The sequence below is a fragment of the Ruegeria sp. C9 genome (assembly GCF_056537585.1).
Map to the genome: position 1 here is coordinate 316,025 of NZ_JBQFRU010000002.1, position 17,307 is coordinate 333,331.

A 17,307-nucleotide genomic window follows, 5' to 3' on the forward strand; every position below is an offset into this window, starting at 1 on the left:
TTATTCGGCGGCCGCTGACTGCGGGGCGCAATCGCTCACCAGTTTCCACTGAATCGCATCCAGCAGCGCTTCGAACGAGGCATCAATTATGTTCGCACTCACCCCAACCGTAGACCAGCGCCGCCCTTGCCCGTCTTCGCTGTCAATGATCACGCGCGTGACCGCCTCGGTCCCGCCCTGAGTGATGCGCACCTTGAAGTCGACCAGCCGCATATCCGACAGTATCTGCGAATACTGCCCCAAATCCTTGGCCAGAGCTTTGGCGAGCGCGTTCACCGGACCGCGATCACTACCGCTTTCGTCCAGCGACTCACTTACCGACAGCTTCTTCTCGCCATCCACTTTCACAACAACAACCGCCTCAGACAGGCTGACCATCTTGTTGTATTTGTTCTTCCGGCGCTCAACGGTCACCTTATAGCGCTTGACCTCAAAGAATTCGGGTAACTGCCCCAATTCATCCCGCGCCAGCAGCTCAAAACTAGCCTGCGCGGTGTCGTAGGAATACCCCTCGGCCTCGCGCAGTTTTATCCGCTCAAGGATACGTCCCAACGCCGGATCGCCCGCTTCTACGGCCAATCCCGCATCGGTCAGACGTTTGCGCAGGTTCGATTGCCCAGCCTGGTTCGACATCGGAATGATGCGCGCATTTCCAACACTTGCCGGATCGATATGCTCATAGGTTGTCGGGTCCTTGAGGATCGCGCTGGCATGCAGCCCGGCCTTATGCGCAAAAGCCGACGCGCCTACATAGGCGCTCTGCTTGCTGGGCACTCGGTTCAGGATATCATCCAACATCCGGCTGATGCGCGTCAGCCCGGCCAGCGCCTCGGGCATCACTCCGATCTCATAGCACGAGGCATAGGGTTCTTTCAGCATCAGCGTTGGGATCAAAGCGGTCAGGTTGGCATTGCCACAGCGCTCTCCCAACCCATTCAACGTACCTTGAATTTGCCGCGCCCCCGCATCGACTGCAGCCAGCGAGCACGCCACTGCGTTCTCGGTGTCGTTATGCGTATGAATGCCCAGCCGATCCCCCGGCAGACCGGCCGCAATCACCTCGGATACGATCCGCCCGACCTCTGCCGGCAATGCTCCGCCATTGGTGTCACACAGAACCACCCACCGTGCCCCTGCATCGAGCGCAGCGCGGCAGACTTCAACCGCATATTCCGGGTTGTCCTTGTAGCCATCAAAAAAATGCTCGGCATCAAACAGAGCCTCCCGCCCCTGCGCCACGATATGCGCGACCGAGGCGCGAACGTTCTCGGTGTTTTCCTCCAGCGTGATACCAAGTGCGTGGGTCACGTGGTAATCGTGCGATTTCCCAACCAGACAAACGGCTGGTGTTCCCGCGTTCATTACAGCCGCCAGAACGTCATCATTCTCAGCCGACCTGCCCGAGCGTTTGGTCATTCCAAACGCCGTCATACAGGCCGACGTCTCAGGCGCGCTTTCAAAAAACGCACTGTCGGTCGGGTTCGCTCCGGGCCAACCCCCTTCGATGTAATCAATCCCCAGCGAATCCAACGCCTGCGCGATCTGCACCTTCTCGGCTGTCGAGAACTGCACACCCTGAGTTTGCTGCCCGTCGCGCAACGTGGTGTCGTAGAGGTAAAGGCGTTCCTTGGTCATTCGACCCCCTCCAGCTTGGCGGCGTCGAATCCGGCGCCGGGCACCAATTCCACACCATCCTTGCTCATCCGAACCTCAAGCCCGGCGGCGATATATGCCGCCTTTAGACGATCAACCTCAGAGAAATCCTTGCTCTGCATCGCAAACGCGCGCGCAGCGGCCAGCTTTTCTGCATGAGACGACAGATTAGCCGAAGCGGTCTCGGCCCAAGCGCCCATATCGTCCCCCAACAGTCCAACCAGCTGCGCACTTGCCAGCAAAGCCGAAGCATCACCATCTGCAGCCAAACGATGCAGTTCCGCGATGGCACCTGCCGTGTTCAGATCATCCGCAAGCGCATCGATGACCGCAGGTGCCGCGGTGGCGGCGGGCTCGATGCCCGCTGTCAACGCCCGCCACTTGCGCAATGTTGCCTCGGCTTCGCGCGCCTTCTTCTCGGTCCAGTCCATCGGCTTGCGATAATGGGTCTGCAGGAACACAAACCGGATCACTTCACCCGGCACACCCTGCTCAAGCAGATCATGAACGGTGAAGAAATTGCCCAGCGATTTGGACATTTTCTTGCCCTCGACCTGCAGCATCTCATTATGCATCCAGACACGCGCGAATTCGCCATGCGGATGGGCACATTTGCTCTGAGCAATCTCGTTCTCGTGGTGCGGGAACATCAGATCGTTGCCGCCACCGTGAATATCAAAGCTCTCGCCCAGCAATTCATAGCTCATGGCCGAGCATTCGATATGCCACCCCGGACGCCCCCGGCCCCATGGGCTGTCCCAGCCGGGCAACTCATCGGTCGACGGCTTCCACAGCACAAAATCCATCGGGTTCTTCTTGTAAGGCGCGACCTCGACCCGCGCCCCGGCGATCATGTCATCAACCGACCGCCCCGACAGCGCACCGTAGTGTTCCTTCCAGCTGTCCACCGCGAACAACACGTGACCCTCGGCGGCATAGGCATGCCCCTTGTCCATCAGGTCTTCGATCATCGCAATCATCTGCGCGATATACTCTGTGGCGCGCGGCATCGCGTTGGGTTCCAACGCCCCCAGCGCGCCCATGTCGTGCAGATACCAGCCGATGGTTTCGTCCGAACGTTCCTGCACCAACTGTTCCAAAGACCCGTCAGCCCCAGCCTTCTTGCGCGACAATGCGGTGGCGTTGATCTTGTCATCCACGTCGGTGAAATTGCGCACATAGGTCACGTGATCAGCACCGTATACATGCCGCAACAAACGATAGAGCACGTCGAACACAACCACAGGCCGTGCGTTCCCCAGATGCGCCCTATCATAGACCGTCGGACCACAGACATACATCCGCACATTATCGGGATCGATCGGCGCGAAATCCTCTTTCGTCCGTGTCCTTGTGTTGTGCAGTTTGATCGTCGTCATCGGGTCGTGCTCCTGAAACAGCATATACGTCACGCGTTGGCGCGGGCTTAGCAACTTGTCTCAGAGATGAAAACGAAAGAAACCGGCCCGCTTGAGAAATCAGCAGGTAATGCAGCAGATAATGATGCAAGTTTTCCGGTTCATGCGCTTTGCCTAGCACGGCTACCGCTCTGAGCCAAGTCTTGAGTTTTACAATCCGCGGCGGCACTCTGCCCGCCATGAGCCGTGAATTCGTTAACACTATTTGCGCTGACCTGCCCGGAGCCGAACTCTCGGATCCTTGGGGCGGAGGCCACGACGCATGGAAAGTGGGCGGCAAGATGTTTGCCTGCGTCGGCTCGGTCGGGGATGGTGTATCGGTCAAGACAACCGACATTGAGACCGCGCAGATGTTGATCGACGCAGGGATTGGCACCAAGGCCCCGTATTTTCACCGCAGCTGGGTTCGCCTGCCGTGGGAAACCGCCGCCGACGAGATGCAACATCGCCTGATCACCTCATACGATATCGTCCGTGCATCGCTGCCCAAGAAGATACAGGCGAGTTTGCCACCGCGAAGCTGATTGACAAAATTGCTGTGCTTTGCCCCATTCGGCGTCATAGCCGGTCGGGAGAATCCCTTGAAACTATCGCATCGCATTACGCATCTGACCGAGGGTGGATCAGACGGCTGGGAGGTGTTCATCCGCGCGCGTCGGATGATTGCCGAAGGCCATGCCGTTACCGAGTTGACGATCGGCGAGCATGACATTCGGACCGATCAGTCAATATTGTCGGCCATGGAAAGTTCGGCCCGCAGCGGGCACACAGGATACGCGATGGTTCCGGGCACTGATCTGCTGCGTGATACTGTGGCCGCCCGTGTCCAAATGCGAACAGGTGTAGCGACCACACGCAACAACGTTATCATCACCCCTGGCGGTCAGGCCGCATTGTTTGCGGCACACACCGCGCTTTGCGATCCGGGCGATATCGCGCTCTACCTGGATCCGTATTATGCCACCTACCCCGGCACGATCCGTGGCGTTGGAGCGGTAGCCAAACGCATAGAAACACGCGCCGAAGATTTGTTCCAACCTCGCGCTTCCGATATCGATGGCGCGGCAGGCGGGGCGGTGTCGCTGCTGATAAACTCCCCAAACAATCCAACTGGTGTGGTCTATTCCGCCGAAACACTTTCTGCCATCGCCGAGGTTTGTCAGCGCCGCGATCTATGGCTGATTTCCGATGAAGTCTACGATACGCAGGTTTGGGAGGGTGAACACCTGTCACCTCGCGCTCTACCCGGCATGGCTGAGCGCACTCTGGTCGTGGGTTCAATGTCGAAATCTCATGCCATGACTGGCTCGCGTTGTGGGTGGATCGTTGCTCCGGAAGGCGTGATCGACCACCTGATCAACTTGGCAACACACACAACCTATGGTGTGCCCGGCTTTATACAGGATGCGGCCAACTATGCGCTGAGCGTGGGACAACCTCTCGAAGACAAAATCGCCGCGCCGTTTCGCCGCCGCCGCGCTCTGGCGATTGAAGTGCTGGCTGCGCAGCAGGTCGTCACCTTAATACCGGCGCAAGGCGCGATGTATCTGATGCTGGATATCCGGGCTACGGGTCTTAGCGGCGATGTGTTCGCAAATGCGCTGCTGGACACGCATGCCATCGCTGTGATGCCCGGTGAAAGCTTTGGTTCTGCCGCAGCAGGTCACATCCGCGTGGCCATGACAATCGATGACGAGAAATTCGTCACATCGCTACAGACCCTATGCGAATTTGCCGCTCAATTGGCAGAGGGATGACAATCGACCACCGAGTTTCAGAAGCGGAATGTGGTGCGCAAGTTGAACACATTTGCGTCGAGGCTTCGACCAGACTCCGGTATATCATCGAAGTTCTGCCGCAGCGCTTCGCCACTGATTACAAACCGATCGCCAAGCGGATAGGCAACACCGATCCCGTAAACGGCTGCCGTATCACTGTCACCCGACGTACTGGCCCGCGCGGTTCCCAAGACAACATAGCCAAGGGCTGATCCAAAGTCGTAGCCGCCGCGCAACTTCAATCGCGACATACTATCAAGGCTTCCTTCGGATTGTCCCAGATCAAGATTCAGGCGGTTATATTCCAACTCACCGCCAAGCACGAAATTTCCAAAATCATAGTCGTATCCGATCAGCGGGCCAAAACTGCCCCCGCTTCCGCCTGCCCCTCCGGACCCATCAACATCTGCATAACCAAAGCTGAAACCAGCGTACGCGCCTGTCCAGTCTTCTGCCACAACCTGCCCTGCACCTGTTATCAGTGCTGCGGCGAGTGCGGCCAGTAATGACTTCATGCAGACCTCCAAACATCCGTTGCCGGTTTGGGCGCATCCCCGAGGCAGCGATCTGCTGATCAGCCAACCCCAGTATTTACTTAAACCTAAGGTACAAATCCAAATAACTACGTGCAGATTAACAGATTCTTACCGCTATTGGAAAAAAACATTTAGTCACGAGGATTTGCGCCCAGTTCATTTTGACTGACGACCCAATAAAATTAGTCCAAAGTCGCAAACAGAACAGATTGTCCAGTAGTGCATTGAAACAATGGGCGCATCAGACTGAGGAAGTTGATGCATAACGAAGTTTGGAAGATTCGGCTGGTCAGCCGCACCATTGGTGCGGATCGCGGTCGTGCGGCACGAGGACGGCCAGCACTGGTCTAGGTACACTCACCCACAACGTACTTTTTTGACCGGACACACACATGAACGAACAAACCCGAAACTCATCCCGCAGCGGTGGCCGCGCCGCGCGTCGTGCCGCCCGTGCGTCAGCTCTTCCGGAACATCTTCGCCCGATTCGGCCTGGTATGGAGGGCGGAACCCTGAAGGTTCTGACCCAAGCACAGATCGAACGCATCCACGAGGCCGCTCTGACCGCACTAGAAACCATCGGCCTTGCTGATGCGCCACAAAGTGGGATCGACTATCTCGTGGCTGCGGGATGCACCTTGGGCGACGATGGCCGCATCCGCTTTCCGCGCGCATTGGTCGAGGACACAATCGCCAAGGCCAACCGCTCGATCACGCTACACAGCCGGGATGGCAAGTCGGATTTGGAGCTATCAGGGACACGTGTCCATTATGGCACCGCAGGCGCAGCGGTCAGCATGGTCGACGTGCATGGACAGGAATATCGCGACTCGACCCTGCAGGACCTGCATGACGCGACTCGCATCTGTGAACAGCTTGAAAACATTCACTTTGTTCAACGCCCCATGGTGTGCCGAGATATCGCCGACAACCTTGAGATGGACCTGAACACGGTCTACGCCACCACCTCAGGCACGTTCAAACATATCGGTACGTCGTTCACGGAGCCCAGCCATGTGGCCCCCGCCATCGAGATGCTGCACATGATCGCGGGCGGAGAGGACAAGTGGCGTAAGCGGCCCTTCATGTCCAACTCCAACTGCTTCGTTGTGCCCCCGATGAAATTCGCCACCGAAAGCTGCGAGGTGATGGAAGAATGCATCAAGGCCGGAATGCCGGTTTTGTTGCTTTCTGCGGGCATGGCAGGAGCTACCGCACCCTCGACCGTTGCCGGAGCGATCACACAAGCCTCCGCCGAATGTCTGGCGGGTTTGGTTTATGTAAACGCCGTAAAGCCCGGTGCTCCTGCGATTTTTGGCACTTGGCCTTTTGGTCTGGACCTGCGCACGGGTGCAATGTCCATCGGCTCGGGTGAACAAGCTCTGCTAACCGCTGGCTGCGCGCAAATGCACCAGTTCTACGATCTGCCCGGTGGTGCCGCAGCTGGTGCATCGGACGCGAAATTGCCCGACATGCAGGCCGGTTGGGAACAAATGTGTTCGAACGTCATGGCTGGGCTGTCGGGCCTGAACATGGTGTATGAAGCGGCAGGCATGCATGCCTCGTTGCTGGGGTTCTGCCACGAGAGCCTGATCCTGAGCGATGACCTGATCGGACAGGCACAGCGCTGTGTGCGCGGAATCGAGGTAACGGACGAGACGCTGGCACTGGATCAGATGGCCGAAGTCTGCATGGGTGGTCCTGGGCATTATCTTGGCACCGATGCGACGCTAGGCCGTATGCAGGCAGATTACGTCTATCCTACCTTTGGTGACCGATCATCTCCGAAGGAATGGGTTGAGCTTGGCAAACCAGATCTGATCGAAAAGGCAGTGAAGCGGAAGGAAGAGATCCTCGCCGTGCCTTCCCCGGCCAGATTCGACCCGCTTCTGGACGCGGAAATTCGTGGCAAGTTCAACATTTACTTACCCGCGTAAGACACTGAAAAATAAGCGGCCCGGAGCTTCCGGGCCGCCAGTACTCCTGCTATATCAGCCGTTGGACGACGGCAGCAGGCCCGCTTGTTCAGCGATGGTGATCTCATCCTGATCTAGCGCACCGTCGCCGTTTGCGTCCATCTGCGCAAAGCCTTCGGCATCAACGTCAGGCACGACGGCCTGAACTTCATCGATCGTCAGTACTCCGTCGCCGTTGGTATCGGCGGCGCTTTGGCCGACGGCCAATGTCGGCAGGCCAAGTGCGAAGGTTGAGATAAGGGCCAGAATTTGCGGTTTCATGTTATGCCTCCTGATTGCGTTTTCTTGAGTGTTTGCGTCCGGACAAGCGCCAAAAAAAGGCCATCCTGAAGGCGTGTCACCCGCTCAGATTGATATGGCCGCTTTCAAGCCAATCTCTGCGTGTTTGACTGAGTCGCATTTGCGGAGGCTTGCCGGGCGAAATGGCCAGGACAGGTTTCGGCAACTCTTGCCCGATCCAAACAGGATGATCCGGCGAAGCCCTGCTCAGATCCGCGACTCGGGGTTGAAAAAAGAAAGGGGGCCGAAGCCCCCTGTCAGTTTCGCCTTCCAGGCTCATTTCGTTGACCGCCCGGTGTTTTTTTGCCTGCGGCCTGGACTGCGCATGGGACGAGCGCACCCGTCCCGTGAGAGAGTGGGAGGGAGCAAATATTCCGCCCCACCCTGTTCCCGGCCGACACGGGCATGTCGGCCGAGTGAAACAAGGCATCGATGGTAAGTCTCAGCGCCTTGCTTCGTATTCGTCGGGGCCGGTTACTGTGGCAGCATCCGACCCCTGCACCCCGGGTTGCCGGGGCGCTAAACTCAGCTACACCCGCTAGTTGCGCCGCAGGTGTTGCATTTCATGCAGGTGCCGTTGCGCACCAGCGTGTAGTTTCCGCATTCGCCGCATGGATCGCCCTCGTACCCTTGCATCTTGGCTTTGGTACGGGCGTCCATTCCGGTCGCAACCGCCGTCTCAGCGGGTGCTTCGAATGTCGCTGCGGTTTCGGCCATACCGGACACGTCGGCTTGACCACCATTGAAGACCATCAGATCCTGCGGTAGCCGCTTGCGCAGATACCCAGTCGAGCTGATTTGTTTCAGCACTTCCAGAGATTTGGTTGCCGCGCTTTCACTGATTTCCGATACGTTGGACAGACCATCCTCTTCGCCGCGACCCAGATCGTCGAAGGTCGCACCTTCGGGTTTCACATGGGCCAGATCGGTGCGGTCCAGATAGGAAACGGCCAGTTCGCGGAAGATATAATCCAAGATCGACGTCGCGTTCTTGATCGAGTCGTTGCCCTGCACCATCCCAGCCGGTTCGAACTTGGTGAAGGTGAACGCATCGACGAACTCTTCCAGCGGCACACCGTATTGCAGGCCGACCGACACGGCGATGGCAAAATTGTTCATCATCGCCCGGAAGCCAGCGCCTTCCTTATGCATGTCGATGAAAATCTCGCCCAATTTGCCGTCTTCGAACTCGCCAGTCCGCAGATAGACCTTGTGGCCGCCAACGATCGCCTTTTGGGTATAGCCCTTGCGGCGATGCGGCAGTTTCTCGCGGTGGCTGCGGATCATTTCCTTGACCACAACCTTCTCGATCACCTTCTCGGCCAGAACGACGGCTTTTTCTTGCGTCGAACCGCTTTCTAGTACTTCGGCTGCCTCATCGTCATCTTCGACCAGCGCCGCCGCCAGAGGCTGCGACAGTTTCGAGCCGTCGCGGTACAGCGCGTTCGCCTTCACACCCAGCGACCAGCTGAGTTCGTATGCCTTCTGGCAGTCCTCGATGGTCGCGTCATTGGGCATGTTGATCGTCTTTGAGATCGCGCCCGAGATAAAGCTTTGCGCTGCAGCCATCATGGTAATGTGGCTATCAACCCCAAGGAAACGCTTGCCTTTCTTGCCGCACGGGTTGGCGCAGTCGAAGATCGAATAGTGCTCTTCCTTCAGATGCGGCGCACCTTCCAGCGTCATGGTTCCGCAAACATGGTCGTTGGCCGCGTCGATATCCGCCTTGGTAAAGCCCAGATGGCGCAGCAAATCGAAAGTCGGGTCATTCAGCTTGGTCGCCGGGATGCCCAGAACGCCGGTGCAGAAGTCTTCACCCAGCGTCCACTGGTTGAAGACGAACCGGATGTCGAACGCGCTTTCCAGTGCGGCATCTACTTTTGCCAACTCGTTCGGGCCAAAACCATGACCGGTCAGCGAGGTGTGGTTGATCCCCGGCGCGTTGCCGATGGTGCCATGACCAACCGCATAACCCACGATCTCTTCGATCTGAGCCGAGGAATAGCCCAGCTTTTCCAGCGCCGAAGGCACCGAGCGGTTGATGATCTTGAAGTAACCACCGCCGGCCAACTTCTTGAACTTGACCAGAGCAAAGTCCGGTTCGATCCCGGTCGTGTCGCAATCCATCACCAGACCGATGGTGCCGGTTGGTGCGATAACTGTGGCCTGCGCGTTGCGATAACCGTTCTTTTCGCCGAGGCTCAGCGCTTCATCCCAAGCTGACATGGCCAGATCGATCAAACGCTTATCCGGGCAATTGTCGTGATCCAGAGGCACCGGCTTAACAGCCAGTTTTTCATAACCATCGGTCACTCCTTGCGACGCACGACGGTGGTTGCGGATGACGCGCAGCATGTGTTCTGCGTTGCGCTCATATCCTTTGAACGGGCCAAGCTCGCCTGCAATCTCTGCCGAGGTCGCATAGGCCACACCGGTCATGATCGCGGTCAGCGCGCCACAGATCGAACGCCCCTCATCCGAGTCGTAGCTGTAACCCATGTTCATCAACAGGCCGCCGATGTTAGCGTATCCCAGACCCAAGGTGCGGAAGTCGTAAGAGAGTTTCGCAATTTCCTTAGACGGGAACTGCGCCATGGTCACCGAGATTTCCAGCGTCAGCGTCCAAAGCCGTGAGGCGTGCATGTAATCCGCCGCCTGGAACTCACCGTCCTTGAAAAAGGTCAGCAAGTTCATCGACGCCAGGTTACAGGCAGTGTCATCGAGGAACATGTATTCCGAACACGGGTTCGAACCGCGGATTTCACCGTCTTCGGGGCAAGTGTGCCATTCGTTGACAGTATCATGGAACTGGATGCCAGGATCGGCACAGGCCCATGCGGCGTGGCCTACCTTTTCCCACAAATCACGTGCTTTGACTGTACGAGCAACCTTGCCGTCGGTGCGGTTGATCAGTTCCCAATCCGCGTCTTTTTCAACTGCGGTCAGGAACGCATTGGTCACCCGGATCGAGTTATTCGAGTTTTGGCCCGAGACCGAGCTATAAGCCTCCGAATCCCAGTCCGTATCGTAGGTCGGGAATTCAATGCTGTCGTGACCCTGCTTGGCGTAGTCCAGAACGCGCTTGATGTAAGTCTCTGGGATCGCAACCTTTTTCGCTTCGCGAACCGCATTTTTTAGGGCGTCGTTTGCGTTTGGATTATAGGCATCATCGGCAGAGCCGTCCCAAGACCGGATGGCCTCGAAAATACCGTTCAGCATCTTCTCGTGCATCTTCGATCCGGCAACGATCGAGGCCACCTTCTGCTCTTCGATCACTTTCCATTCGATGAATTGCTCGATGTCCGGGTGATCTGCATCGACGATTACCATCTTTGCTGCCCGACGGGTTGTACCGCCTGATTTGATCGCGCCAGCGGCGCGGTCGCCGATCTTGAGAAATCCCATGAGGCCCGAAGACTTGCCGCCACCCGAAAGCGCTTCACCCTCTGCACGCAGATGGCTGAAGTTGGTTCCGGTGCCCGAGCCATACTTAAACAGGCGCGCCTCACGCACCCACAAGTCCATGATGCCGCCTTCGTTGACCAGATCATCGTCGACCGACTGGATGAAGCACGCATGCGGTTGCGGATGCTCATAAGCGGATTTCGATTTGGTTAGCTTGCCGGTTTTGTAGTCAACATAGTGGTGCCCCTGCGCCGGGCCATCGATCCCATATGCCCAGTGCAGACCGGTGTTGAACCACTGCGGCGAGTTCGGAGCTGCACGCTGGGTCGCCAGCATATAGCGCATCTCGTCAAAATAGGCGCTCGCGTCCTCTTCAGTCGAGAAATAGCCGCCCTTCCAGCCCCAATAAGCCCACGCGCCGGCCAGACGATCAAAAACCTGTTTCGATGAGGTTTCGCCATCAAATTCAGCATCTTCCGCAGGAACCGATCGCCACAGGAATTCGGGAACGTCCTTTTCCTTAACCTTCTTCAGCTTGGAAGGAACACCGGCCTTGCGGAAGTACTTCTGTGCGATGACATCGCTAGCCACCTGGCTCCATTTTGCAGGCACTTCGATCTCGTCCAGACGGAACACGATTGTGCCATCCGGATTGCGAATCTCGGATGTTGCGGACACAAAATCCAGATCGGCATATGCATCCAGTCCCGGTTTGGTGAATTTTCTTTCAATCTTCATGTCCGCTGCCCCAGCTTCGATCTGTCCAAATTTCAAGTCCCGGCACTAAATCTTGATGCTGCGGGGTGCCGCCCGCACTACCGACGAATTTGAGACGCAAGGGACCGGACGCTGCCTAGAACAGCGCAGAACCGCGAATACGGTCTACGTCATAGTGGTATGCTTTCCGTCCCTCGCCCGATGCCTTTTCTGGTCATTGCCTACCAGATTTAGTGGCTCGTCTTTCGGCCCATACAATCTGACGTATATTCCCATAGTTGGTCAACGGGCTTTTTCGGTCATTTTTGGAATCTTTTAGCTTGACCTGTTTTGCTGAACCGGCGGAATTTCGCCGCATCGCGATTCCTCCACAGACATGTCCCGGACGAGCAGCCCATTCCGCCTTGATGTGTCAGAGTGATTTCTCGTGTTTTCCGCCACAGTTAGAGGTCATTGATCAACCGATCCCGCGTTAAGGACATGCTCAGAGAATCATCGTCACGACATCGCAGCGCGTGCCATACTTGAAATCACAAGACATTTCTGGATGGGAAATCTACTCTACATGCGTTTGATTTCATTGTTAACTATTGTGGCGCTAATCGTGTCCTGCACATCACAGGAAGCACCACCTGCATCTCGCAGCGCGCAATTCGACGGTTATCCGCAGAACCTTTTCAATTCCTTCAGGACCGACTGCGCGGGGCCGGGCGACAAGTATATCAAGACCACCGCAAGCATCTTTGAATGCCGCGAGACCTTGCCGCCCGAGGCAACGGCGTATTTGATTCTCAGCTTCAACGGTTATCCGCAGAACTTGCCGCAGATCGTAACGCGGCTGAGCTCGACCAAGAATCAGGCCGGGTATCGCGTGGACGCAGAGTTGTACTTTCTGGTTCCGCAGAAAGATGGTTCAACTCTTAGAATACCTATTGAAAGCAAAGATTTGGACAGGGATTTTTCCAAGCTCTACACCGATTATGGCGGAACGCCAGTGTAGAGGAAAAATGGTCGGGGCGGCAGGATTCGAACCTACGACCCCCTGTACCCAAAACAGGTGCGCTACCAGACTGCGCCACGCCCCGGACCGTGCGCCTTCCTAAACGTGCCGATCTGATTTGAAAAGCCCTAACAGGGCCAAATTGCAGGACCTTGCGAAAAAACTTCGTGGCGCATCTGCGATCCAGGCCGAATGGCGTAACGCTCGGCTAGGCCAGCGTTGATTTCCAGGACTGCATAAACCGAATCGCCGCCTTCGATTGGGCTCAGATCCCCCGGAATTGCACCTTCGTGCACACGCGTCACAGTGCCCGCGCGATCAACAAAGATCATATCAAGCGGAATCAGGGTATTCTTCATCCAGAACGCAACAGGTTGAGGGGGATCAAAAACAAACAACATTCCAGATCTGTTGGGCATGCTTTCGCGAAACATCAATCCGCGCGATCGCTCTTTCGGTGTGATGGCCAGTTCAACGTCGAAGCGAACCTCTGCCAGATCATTTCGAAGCTCGACACGATCCGGACGGCATTCTGCCCGCGCGATCCCGCCAATCAAAAAACTCAGGAGCGCCAGTACGAAAGCCGTTCTCATCATTCAGAACCTAGTCGTTCAGGGCCGCTTCCCAGGCCAGAACCTGCGCGGCCATTCTTCCGCGCTTGCCATCAATGACCCGCATGGCCAGCGCTTCGCCCGGTTGCAGATCTGCCAACCCAGAACGACGTAGCACCTCGATATGCAGGAATACGTCTTCACTGCTGCCGAAAACATTGGCAAAGCCAAACCCTTTGCCCTTGTCGAACCATTTGACGCGCGCAGCCTCAAGCGGAGCGCTGCCGATCACGGTTGGATCAAGCTCGGCAAAATCGGCCAACATCATGGTTTCCGCGCGAACAGGCGGGTCAACACTGATCACTTCGACCGCTTGAACACCGCGATCAGTTTTGTGGGTCATGATCTCGATGCCGGCGCCATCCGCGACCGAGCTTTGCCCGAAGTTTCGCAGCACGTTGACGTGCAACAGAATGTCCGGGCCGCCTTCGTCAGACACAACAAATCCGTATCCCTTGGCGGGATCGAACCATTTTACGTGTCCACGGACGCGGTACATGCTGTTCAGATCTTCTGGCACTGTTTTCCCATTACGATAGGCAAGTCGTTAAGGGTTTCTTGTTTATGTTTTGGCTCGCAAATTCAAGCTGAAAAAAGCTATTGTCTGCAAACAGTTGCATTTCACGCAACGCGAACGTCATGGATTTAACCTCAGCACTTGCCAGTCGGAATCGACATTTTGTCGCTTCCACTGAAACCTGTCATGCAACCGGAAGGCACCATCGGCCCAGAACTCGACTTCGACAGGTGTTACACGGTATCCCCCCCAAAATTCAGGGCGAGGCGGGTTGGTACCCAACTTTGCGGTCACTTTAGCCACTTCGGCCATCAGGGATGCACGACTTTCCAGCGGTTGCGACTGGTGTGACGCCCAAGCACCCAAGCGGCTTTTGAGCGAGCGCGAGGCGTAGTATGCGTCCGCCTGCGGCCCATCTTCCTTGGTGATTGTACCACGAACACGGATTTGTCGCCGCAAAGATTTCCAATGCATCACAAAAGCCGCTTTGTGGGCGCTGTCCAACTCCTGAGCCTTTGCGCTGTGATAGTTCGTATAGAAAACAAACGCGTCCTTCTCGATTTCCTTCAGCAGAACCATACGGGCATTCGGCAAACCTTCCGGGTCCACGGTTGCCAAAGCAATCGCATTAGGATCATTCGGTTCGGTCTTTTCTGCCTCGGCCAGCCACCGATCCGCGATTTCAAACGGATCAGCCCCGGCGAAGATGCCATTATGCTCGTTCATTTCCATCCCCAGGAAACAATTAACATGACCCTAAGGCGAGAACCCGCTGCGGGCAAGAGCGCATGGCCTTGAAGCAGGACAATCAATGGCATAAACCAACCGAACACAATGCGACGACAGGCGGAGAACCGAAGATGTCAAATCAGTTGATGGCCGGAAAACGCGGCCTCATCATGGGACTGGCCAATGACAAATCAATCGCATGGGGTATCGCCCGCGCCTTGTCCGACGCCGGGGCCGAGTTGGCCTTTTCCTATCAGGGGGACGCCCTAAAAAAACGCGTCGATCCATTGGCGGCGCAGTTGGGCAGCGAGATCGTTTTGCCCTGTGACGTCAGCGATGAAGAATCAATTAATGAACTCTTCAGCGCGCTCGAAAAGAAATGGGGTAAACTGGATTTCGTCGTCCACGCCATTGGCTTTTCTGACAAGAACGAATTGCGCGGGCGCTACGTCGACACATCGCGCGCGAACTTTAACCTGACGATGGATGTTTCGGTCTACTCTTTCACCGCCGTTATGCAGCGCGCGGAAAAAATGATGAACGAAGGCGGCAGTGCGATCACCCTCACCTACTACGGCGCCGAACAGGTCATGCCACACTACAATGTAATGGGTGTTGCCAAAGCCGCCCTTGAGGCGTCCGTAAAGTATCTGGCCGAGGATTTGGGCAAAGACGGCATTCGCGTGAATTCAATCTCGGCAGGCCCGATCAAAACGCTCGCGGCCAGCGGCATCGGCGATTTCCGTTACATCATGAAGTGGAACGAGTATAACTCGCCCCTGCGCCGGAATGTGACCATCGATGATGTTGGTAAATCGGCCCTGTATCTGCTGTCTGATCTCAGCAGCGGAGTGACAGGTGAGAATCTGCACGTGGATTCAGGCTATCACATCGTCGGCATGAAGGCCGTCGACGCGCCGGACGTTGAAAAAGGATAACAGACCATGAGCGCCAAGGACCGCCTGCCACACGAAAAAGGCTTCCACATCAGCTGGGATCAAATTCATCGCGACTCGCGCGCTCTTGCGTGGCGTCTGGATGGGCAAGGACCAGATGACGGCGCTTGGCGTGCAGTCGTGGCAATTACACGTGGCGGCATGGCCCCCGCGATGATCGTCAGCCGCGAACTGGATATCCGTACGGTCGATACTGTCAGCGTGAAATCCTATCATCATCAGGCGCAGGGCGAAGCAGAAATTCTCAAAGCGCCCAATGCTGATCTGATGGGTGATGGCACCGGTATTCTGATCATCGACGATCTGGTCGATAGCGGCAAAACGCTGGAACTGGTGCGCGAGATGTTCCCCAAAGCGCATTTCGCGACCGTATACGCCAAGCCCAAGGGCCGTCCGATGGTCGACACCTTCATTACCGAGGTCAGTCAGGACACATGGATTTTCTTCCCATGGGACATGGCGCTGCAATATGTCGAACCCTATCGGGGCACCGATTAATCAAGCGTTTTTCATAAGCGCTGAAATCACGGACTCACCATGACAATGACCCGCACTGCCGCCACCTTTGCCCCTCCGGTGATGGAGGCACGCCGTTGGCTGGACGGGGTCGAGTTCGCGGTTGACCGTCCGTTGATCAATGTCAGTCAGGCGGCCCCGGTCGATCCGCCCCCGTTAGCGCTGCGGCAAGCAATGGCCGAATTCGCAGTCGAGCAGGACAGCGCACATCTTTACGGCCCGGTTCTGGGCAACGATGACCTGCGGTCCGAGCTCGCGGCTCAGATCAGCGCACATTATGTGGCTGAGGTAACGGCGAATCAGATCGCAATCACCTCGGGCTGCAATCAGGCCTTTTCAGCCGTGATTTCGGCAATTACCGATCAGGGGGATGAGGTGATCCTTCCGACTCCTTGGTATTTCAATCACAAGATGTGGCTGGATATGGCTGGGGTAAAAACCGTTGATTTGCCCACAGACGATGATTTGCTTCCCGATCCGGAACGCGCCCGCGCCCTTATCACCGAAAAGACACGGGCGATTTCGTTGGTGACGCCGAACAATCCCGGTGGTGTCGAATACCCTGCGGACTTGGTGCGCCGCTTCTTTGATCTTGCGCGGGAAACGGGGCTTCGTCTTTTGGTTGACGAAACCTATCGCGATTTCGACAGTCGATCAGGCGCGCCTCATGACCTGTTCCAGCAATCGGGTTGGGACGATACGTTTGTCCATCTCTACTCGTTCTCAAAAGCCTATCGCCTGACCGGTCACCGTGTCGGCGCGATTTCAACCAGCCCCGCCCTGTTGGCGGAGATCGAAAAATTTCTGGACACGGTCGCGATCTGCCCCGGCCAGATCGGCCAGTTTGCCGCGCTTTGGGGCATGCGGAACTTGACCCAATGGGTTGCGGGTGAACGAGATGAAATTCTCGACCGAAGAGCCGCCATTGCAGAAGGAATGCCACGCCTTGAAGACAAAGGCTGGCGTCTTTTGGGACTTGGCGCTTACTTTGCCTACCTCGAACATCCCTTTGGCATCGCTTCCGACGAATTGGCCCGACGGCTGGTACCCGAGGCAGGTATACTGCTTTTGCCGGGTACCATGTTCATGCCAGAGGGCGATTCCGCGGGAAAGCGGCAGGTTCGTGTAGCATTTGCCAACCTCGACCGCGCCGGTATCGCGCAATTGTTCGACCGATTGCAGGGCTTGTCCTTCTAAGCTTGCCCCCCGGCTGCAC

15 protein-coding genes and 1 tRNA gene are annotated in these 17,307 nt (G+C 56.7%); 7 read left to right on the forward strand and 9 right to left on the reverse strand.

Annotated elements, in window-relative coordinates; genetic code table 11:
- Both cimA and cysS read right to left on the reverse strand, forming a co-directional pair.
- Positions 1-1,635, reverse strand: a complete 1,635-nt coding sequence (gene cimA / locus ACR0NE_RS05765; RefSeq protein ID WP_170595539.1) for a citramalate synthase — start codon at positions 1,633-1,635, stop codon at positions 1-3.
- Complete coding sequence (gene cysS, locus ACR0NE_RS05770; protein ID WP_170595537.1) at positions 1,632-3,032, reverse strand: cysteine--tRNA ligase; 1,401 nt, start codon at positions 3,030-3,032, stop codon at positions 1,632-1,634. Before cysS ends, cimA begins: the two co-directional genes overlap by 4 nt.
- 218 nt (positions 3,033-3,250) lie before the next feature.
- Here cysS and ACR0NE_RS05775 point away from each other — a divergent pair, with 218 nt between their 5' ends.
- Both ACR0NE_RS05775 and ACR0NE_RS05780 read left to right on the forward strand, forming a co-directional pair.
- Positions 3,251-3,595 carry an MmcQ/YjbR family DNA-binding protein gene (locus tag ACR0NE_RS05775; protein WP_170595535.1) on the forward strand — a complete coding sequence of 115 codons (345 nt, stop codon included), beginning with the start codon at positions 3,251-3,253 and terminating at the stop codon, positions 3,593-3,595.
- Positions 3,596-3,652: 57 nt separating this feature from the next.
- Positions 3,653-4,828, forward strand: a complete 1,176-nt coding sequence (locus ACR0NE_RS05780) for a pyridoxal phosphate-dependent aminotransferase (protein ID WP_170595533.1) — start codon at positions 3,653-3,655, stop codon at positions 4,826-4,828.
- A 17-nt stretch (positions 4,829-4,845) separates the two neighbouring features.
- Here ACR0NE_RS05780 and ACR0NE_RS05785 read toward each other — a convergent pair whose 3' ends face one another.
- Positions 4,846-5,364, reverse strand: a complete 519-nt coding sequence (locus ACR0NE_RS05785; protein WP_170405935.1) for an outer membrane protein — start codon at positions 5,362-5,364, stop codon at positions 4,846-4,848.
- A gap of 413 nt (positions 5,365-5,777) precedes the next feature.
- On the opposite strand from ACR0NE_RS05785, the gene ACR0NE_RS05790 reads away from it, so the two are divergent.
- Complete coding sequence (locus tag ACR0NE_RS05790; RefSeq protein ID WP_170595531.1) at positions 5,778-7,322, forward strand: trimethylamine methyltransferase family protein; 1,545 nt, start codon at positions 5,778-5,780, stop codon at positions 7,320-7,322.
- A gap of 54 nt (positions 7,323-7,376) precedes the next feature.
- Here ACR0NE_RS05790 and ACR0NE_RS05795 read toward each other — a convergent pair whose 3' ends face one another.
- Both ACR0NE_RS05795 and ACR0NE_RS05800 read right to left on the reverse strand, forming a co-directional pair.
- Positions 7,377-7,622, reverse strand: coding sequence for a CREC-EF hand family protein (locus ACR0NE_RS05795; protein ID WP_170595529.1), 246 nt, complete (start codon positions 7,620-7,622; stop codon positions 7,377-7,379).
- Between the two features lie 543 nt (positions 7,623-8,165).
- The gene (locus ACR0NE_RS05800; RefSeq protein ID WP_170595527.1) at positions 8,166-11,783 is read right to left on the reverse strand and encodes a vitamin B12-dependent ribonucleotide reductase; all 3,618 of its coding nucleotides are present in this window, start codon (positions 11,781-11,783) and stop codon (positions 8,166-8,168) included.
- Between the two features lie 544 nt (positions 11,784-12,327).
- Here ACR0NE_RS05800 and ACR0NE_RS05805 point away from each other — a divergent pair.
- Positions 12,328-12,762 (forward strand): hypothetical protein, encoded by a 435-nt coding sequence (locus tag ACR0NE_RS05805; RefSeq protein ID WP_170392985.1) that lies wholly within the window; start codon positions 12,328-12,330, stop codon positions 12,760-12,762.
- A gap of 8 nt (positions 12,763-12,770) precedes the next feature.
- Here ACR0NE_RS05805 and ACR0NE_RS05810 read toward each other — a convergent pair.
- The 4 genes from ACR0NE_RS05810 to pdxH all read right to left on the reverse strand — a co-directional run bounded on the left by ACR0NE_RS05810 (position 12,771) and on the right by pdxH (position 14,616).
- Positions 12,771-12,847 (reverse strand) — tRNA-Pro (locus tag ACR0NE_RS05810).
- A gap of 43 nt (positions 12,848-12,890) precedes the next feature.
- The gene (locus ACR0NE_RS05815) at positions 12,891-13,358 is read right to left on the reverse strand and encodes a DUF192 domain-containing protein (protein ID WP_170392984.1); all 468 of its coding nucleotides are present in this window, start codon (positions 13,356-13,358) and stop codon (positions 12,891-12,893) included.
- A gap of 7 nt (positions 13,359-13,365) precedes the next feature.
- Positions 13,366-13,893: a cold-shock protein gene (locus ACR0NE_RS05820; RefSeq protein ID WP_170392983.1), complete on the reverse strand. Its 528-nt coding sequence runs from the start codon at positions 13,891-13,893 to the stop codon at positions 13,366-13,368.
- A gap of 117 nt (positions 13,894-14,010) precedes the next feature.
- Positions 14,011-14,616, reverse strand: a complete 606-nt coding sequence (pdxH, locus tag ACR0NE_RS05825) for a pyridoxamine 5'-phosphate oxidase (protein ID WP_170405948.1) — start codon at positions 14,614-14,616, stop codon at positions 14,011-14,013.
- Between the two features lie 134 nt (positions 14,617-14,750).
- Between pdxH and fabI the strand changes: the two genes are divergently transcribed.
- Genes fabI through ACR0NE_RS05840 form a run of 3 tightly spaced genes read left to right on the forward strand, consistent with a single transcriptional unit; the run spans position 14,751 to position 17,288 of the window.
- Positions 14,751-15,557: an enoyl-ACP reductase FabI gene (fabI, locus tag ACR0NE_RS05830; protein WP_170405951.1), complete on the forward strand. Its 807-nt coding sequence runs from the start codon at positions 14,751-14,753 to the stop codon at positions 15,555-15,557.
- Positions 15,558-15,563: 6 nt separating this feature from the next.
- Entirely contained in the window at positions 15,564-16,073 is a 510-nt protein-coding gene (gene gpt / locus ACR0NE_RS05835) for a xanthine phosphoribosyltransferase (protein ID WP_170392980.1), read from the forward strand.
- A 39-nt stretch (positions 16,074-16,112) separates the two neighbouring features.
- Positions 16,113-17,288 (forward strand): aminotransferase, encoded by a 1,176-nt coding sequence (locus ACR0NE_RS05840; RefSeq protein ID WP_170595525.1) that lies wholly within the window; start codon positions 16,113-16,115, stop codon positions 17,286-17,288.
- The last annotated feature ends 19 nt before the right edge of the window (positions 17,289-17,307 follow it).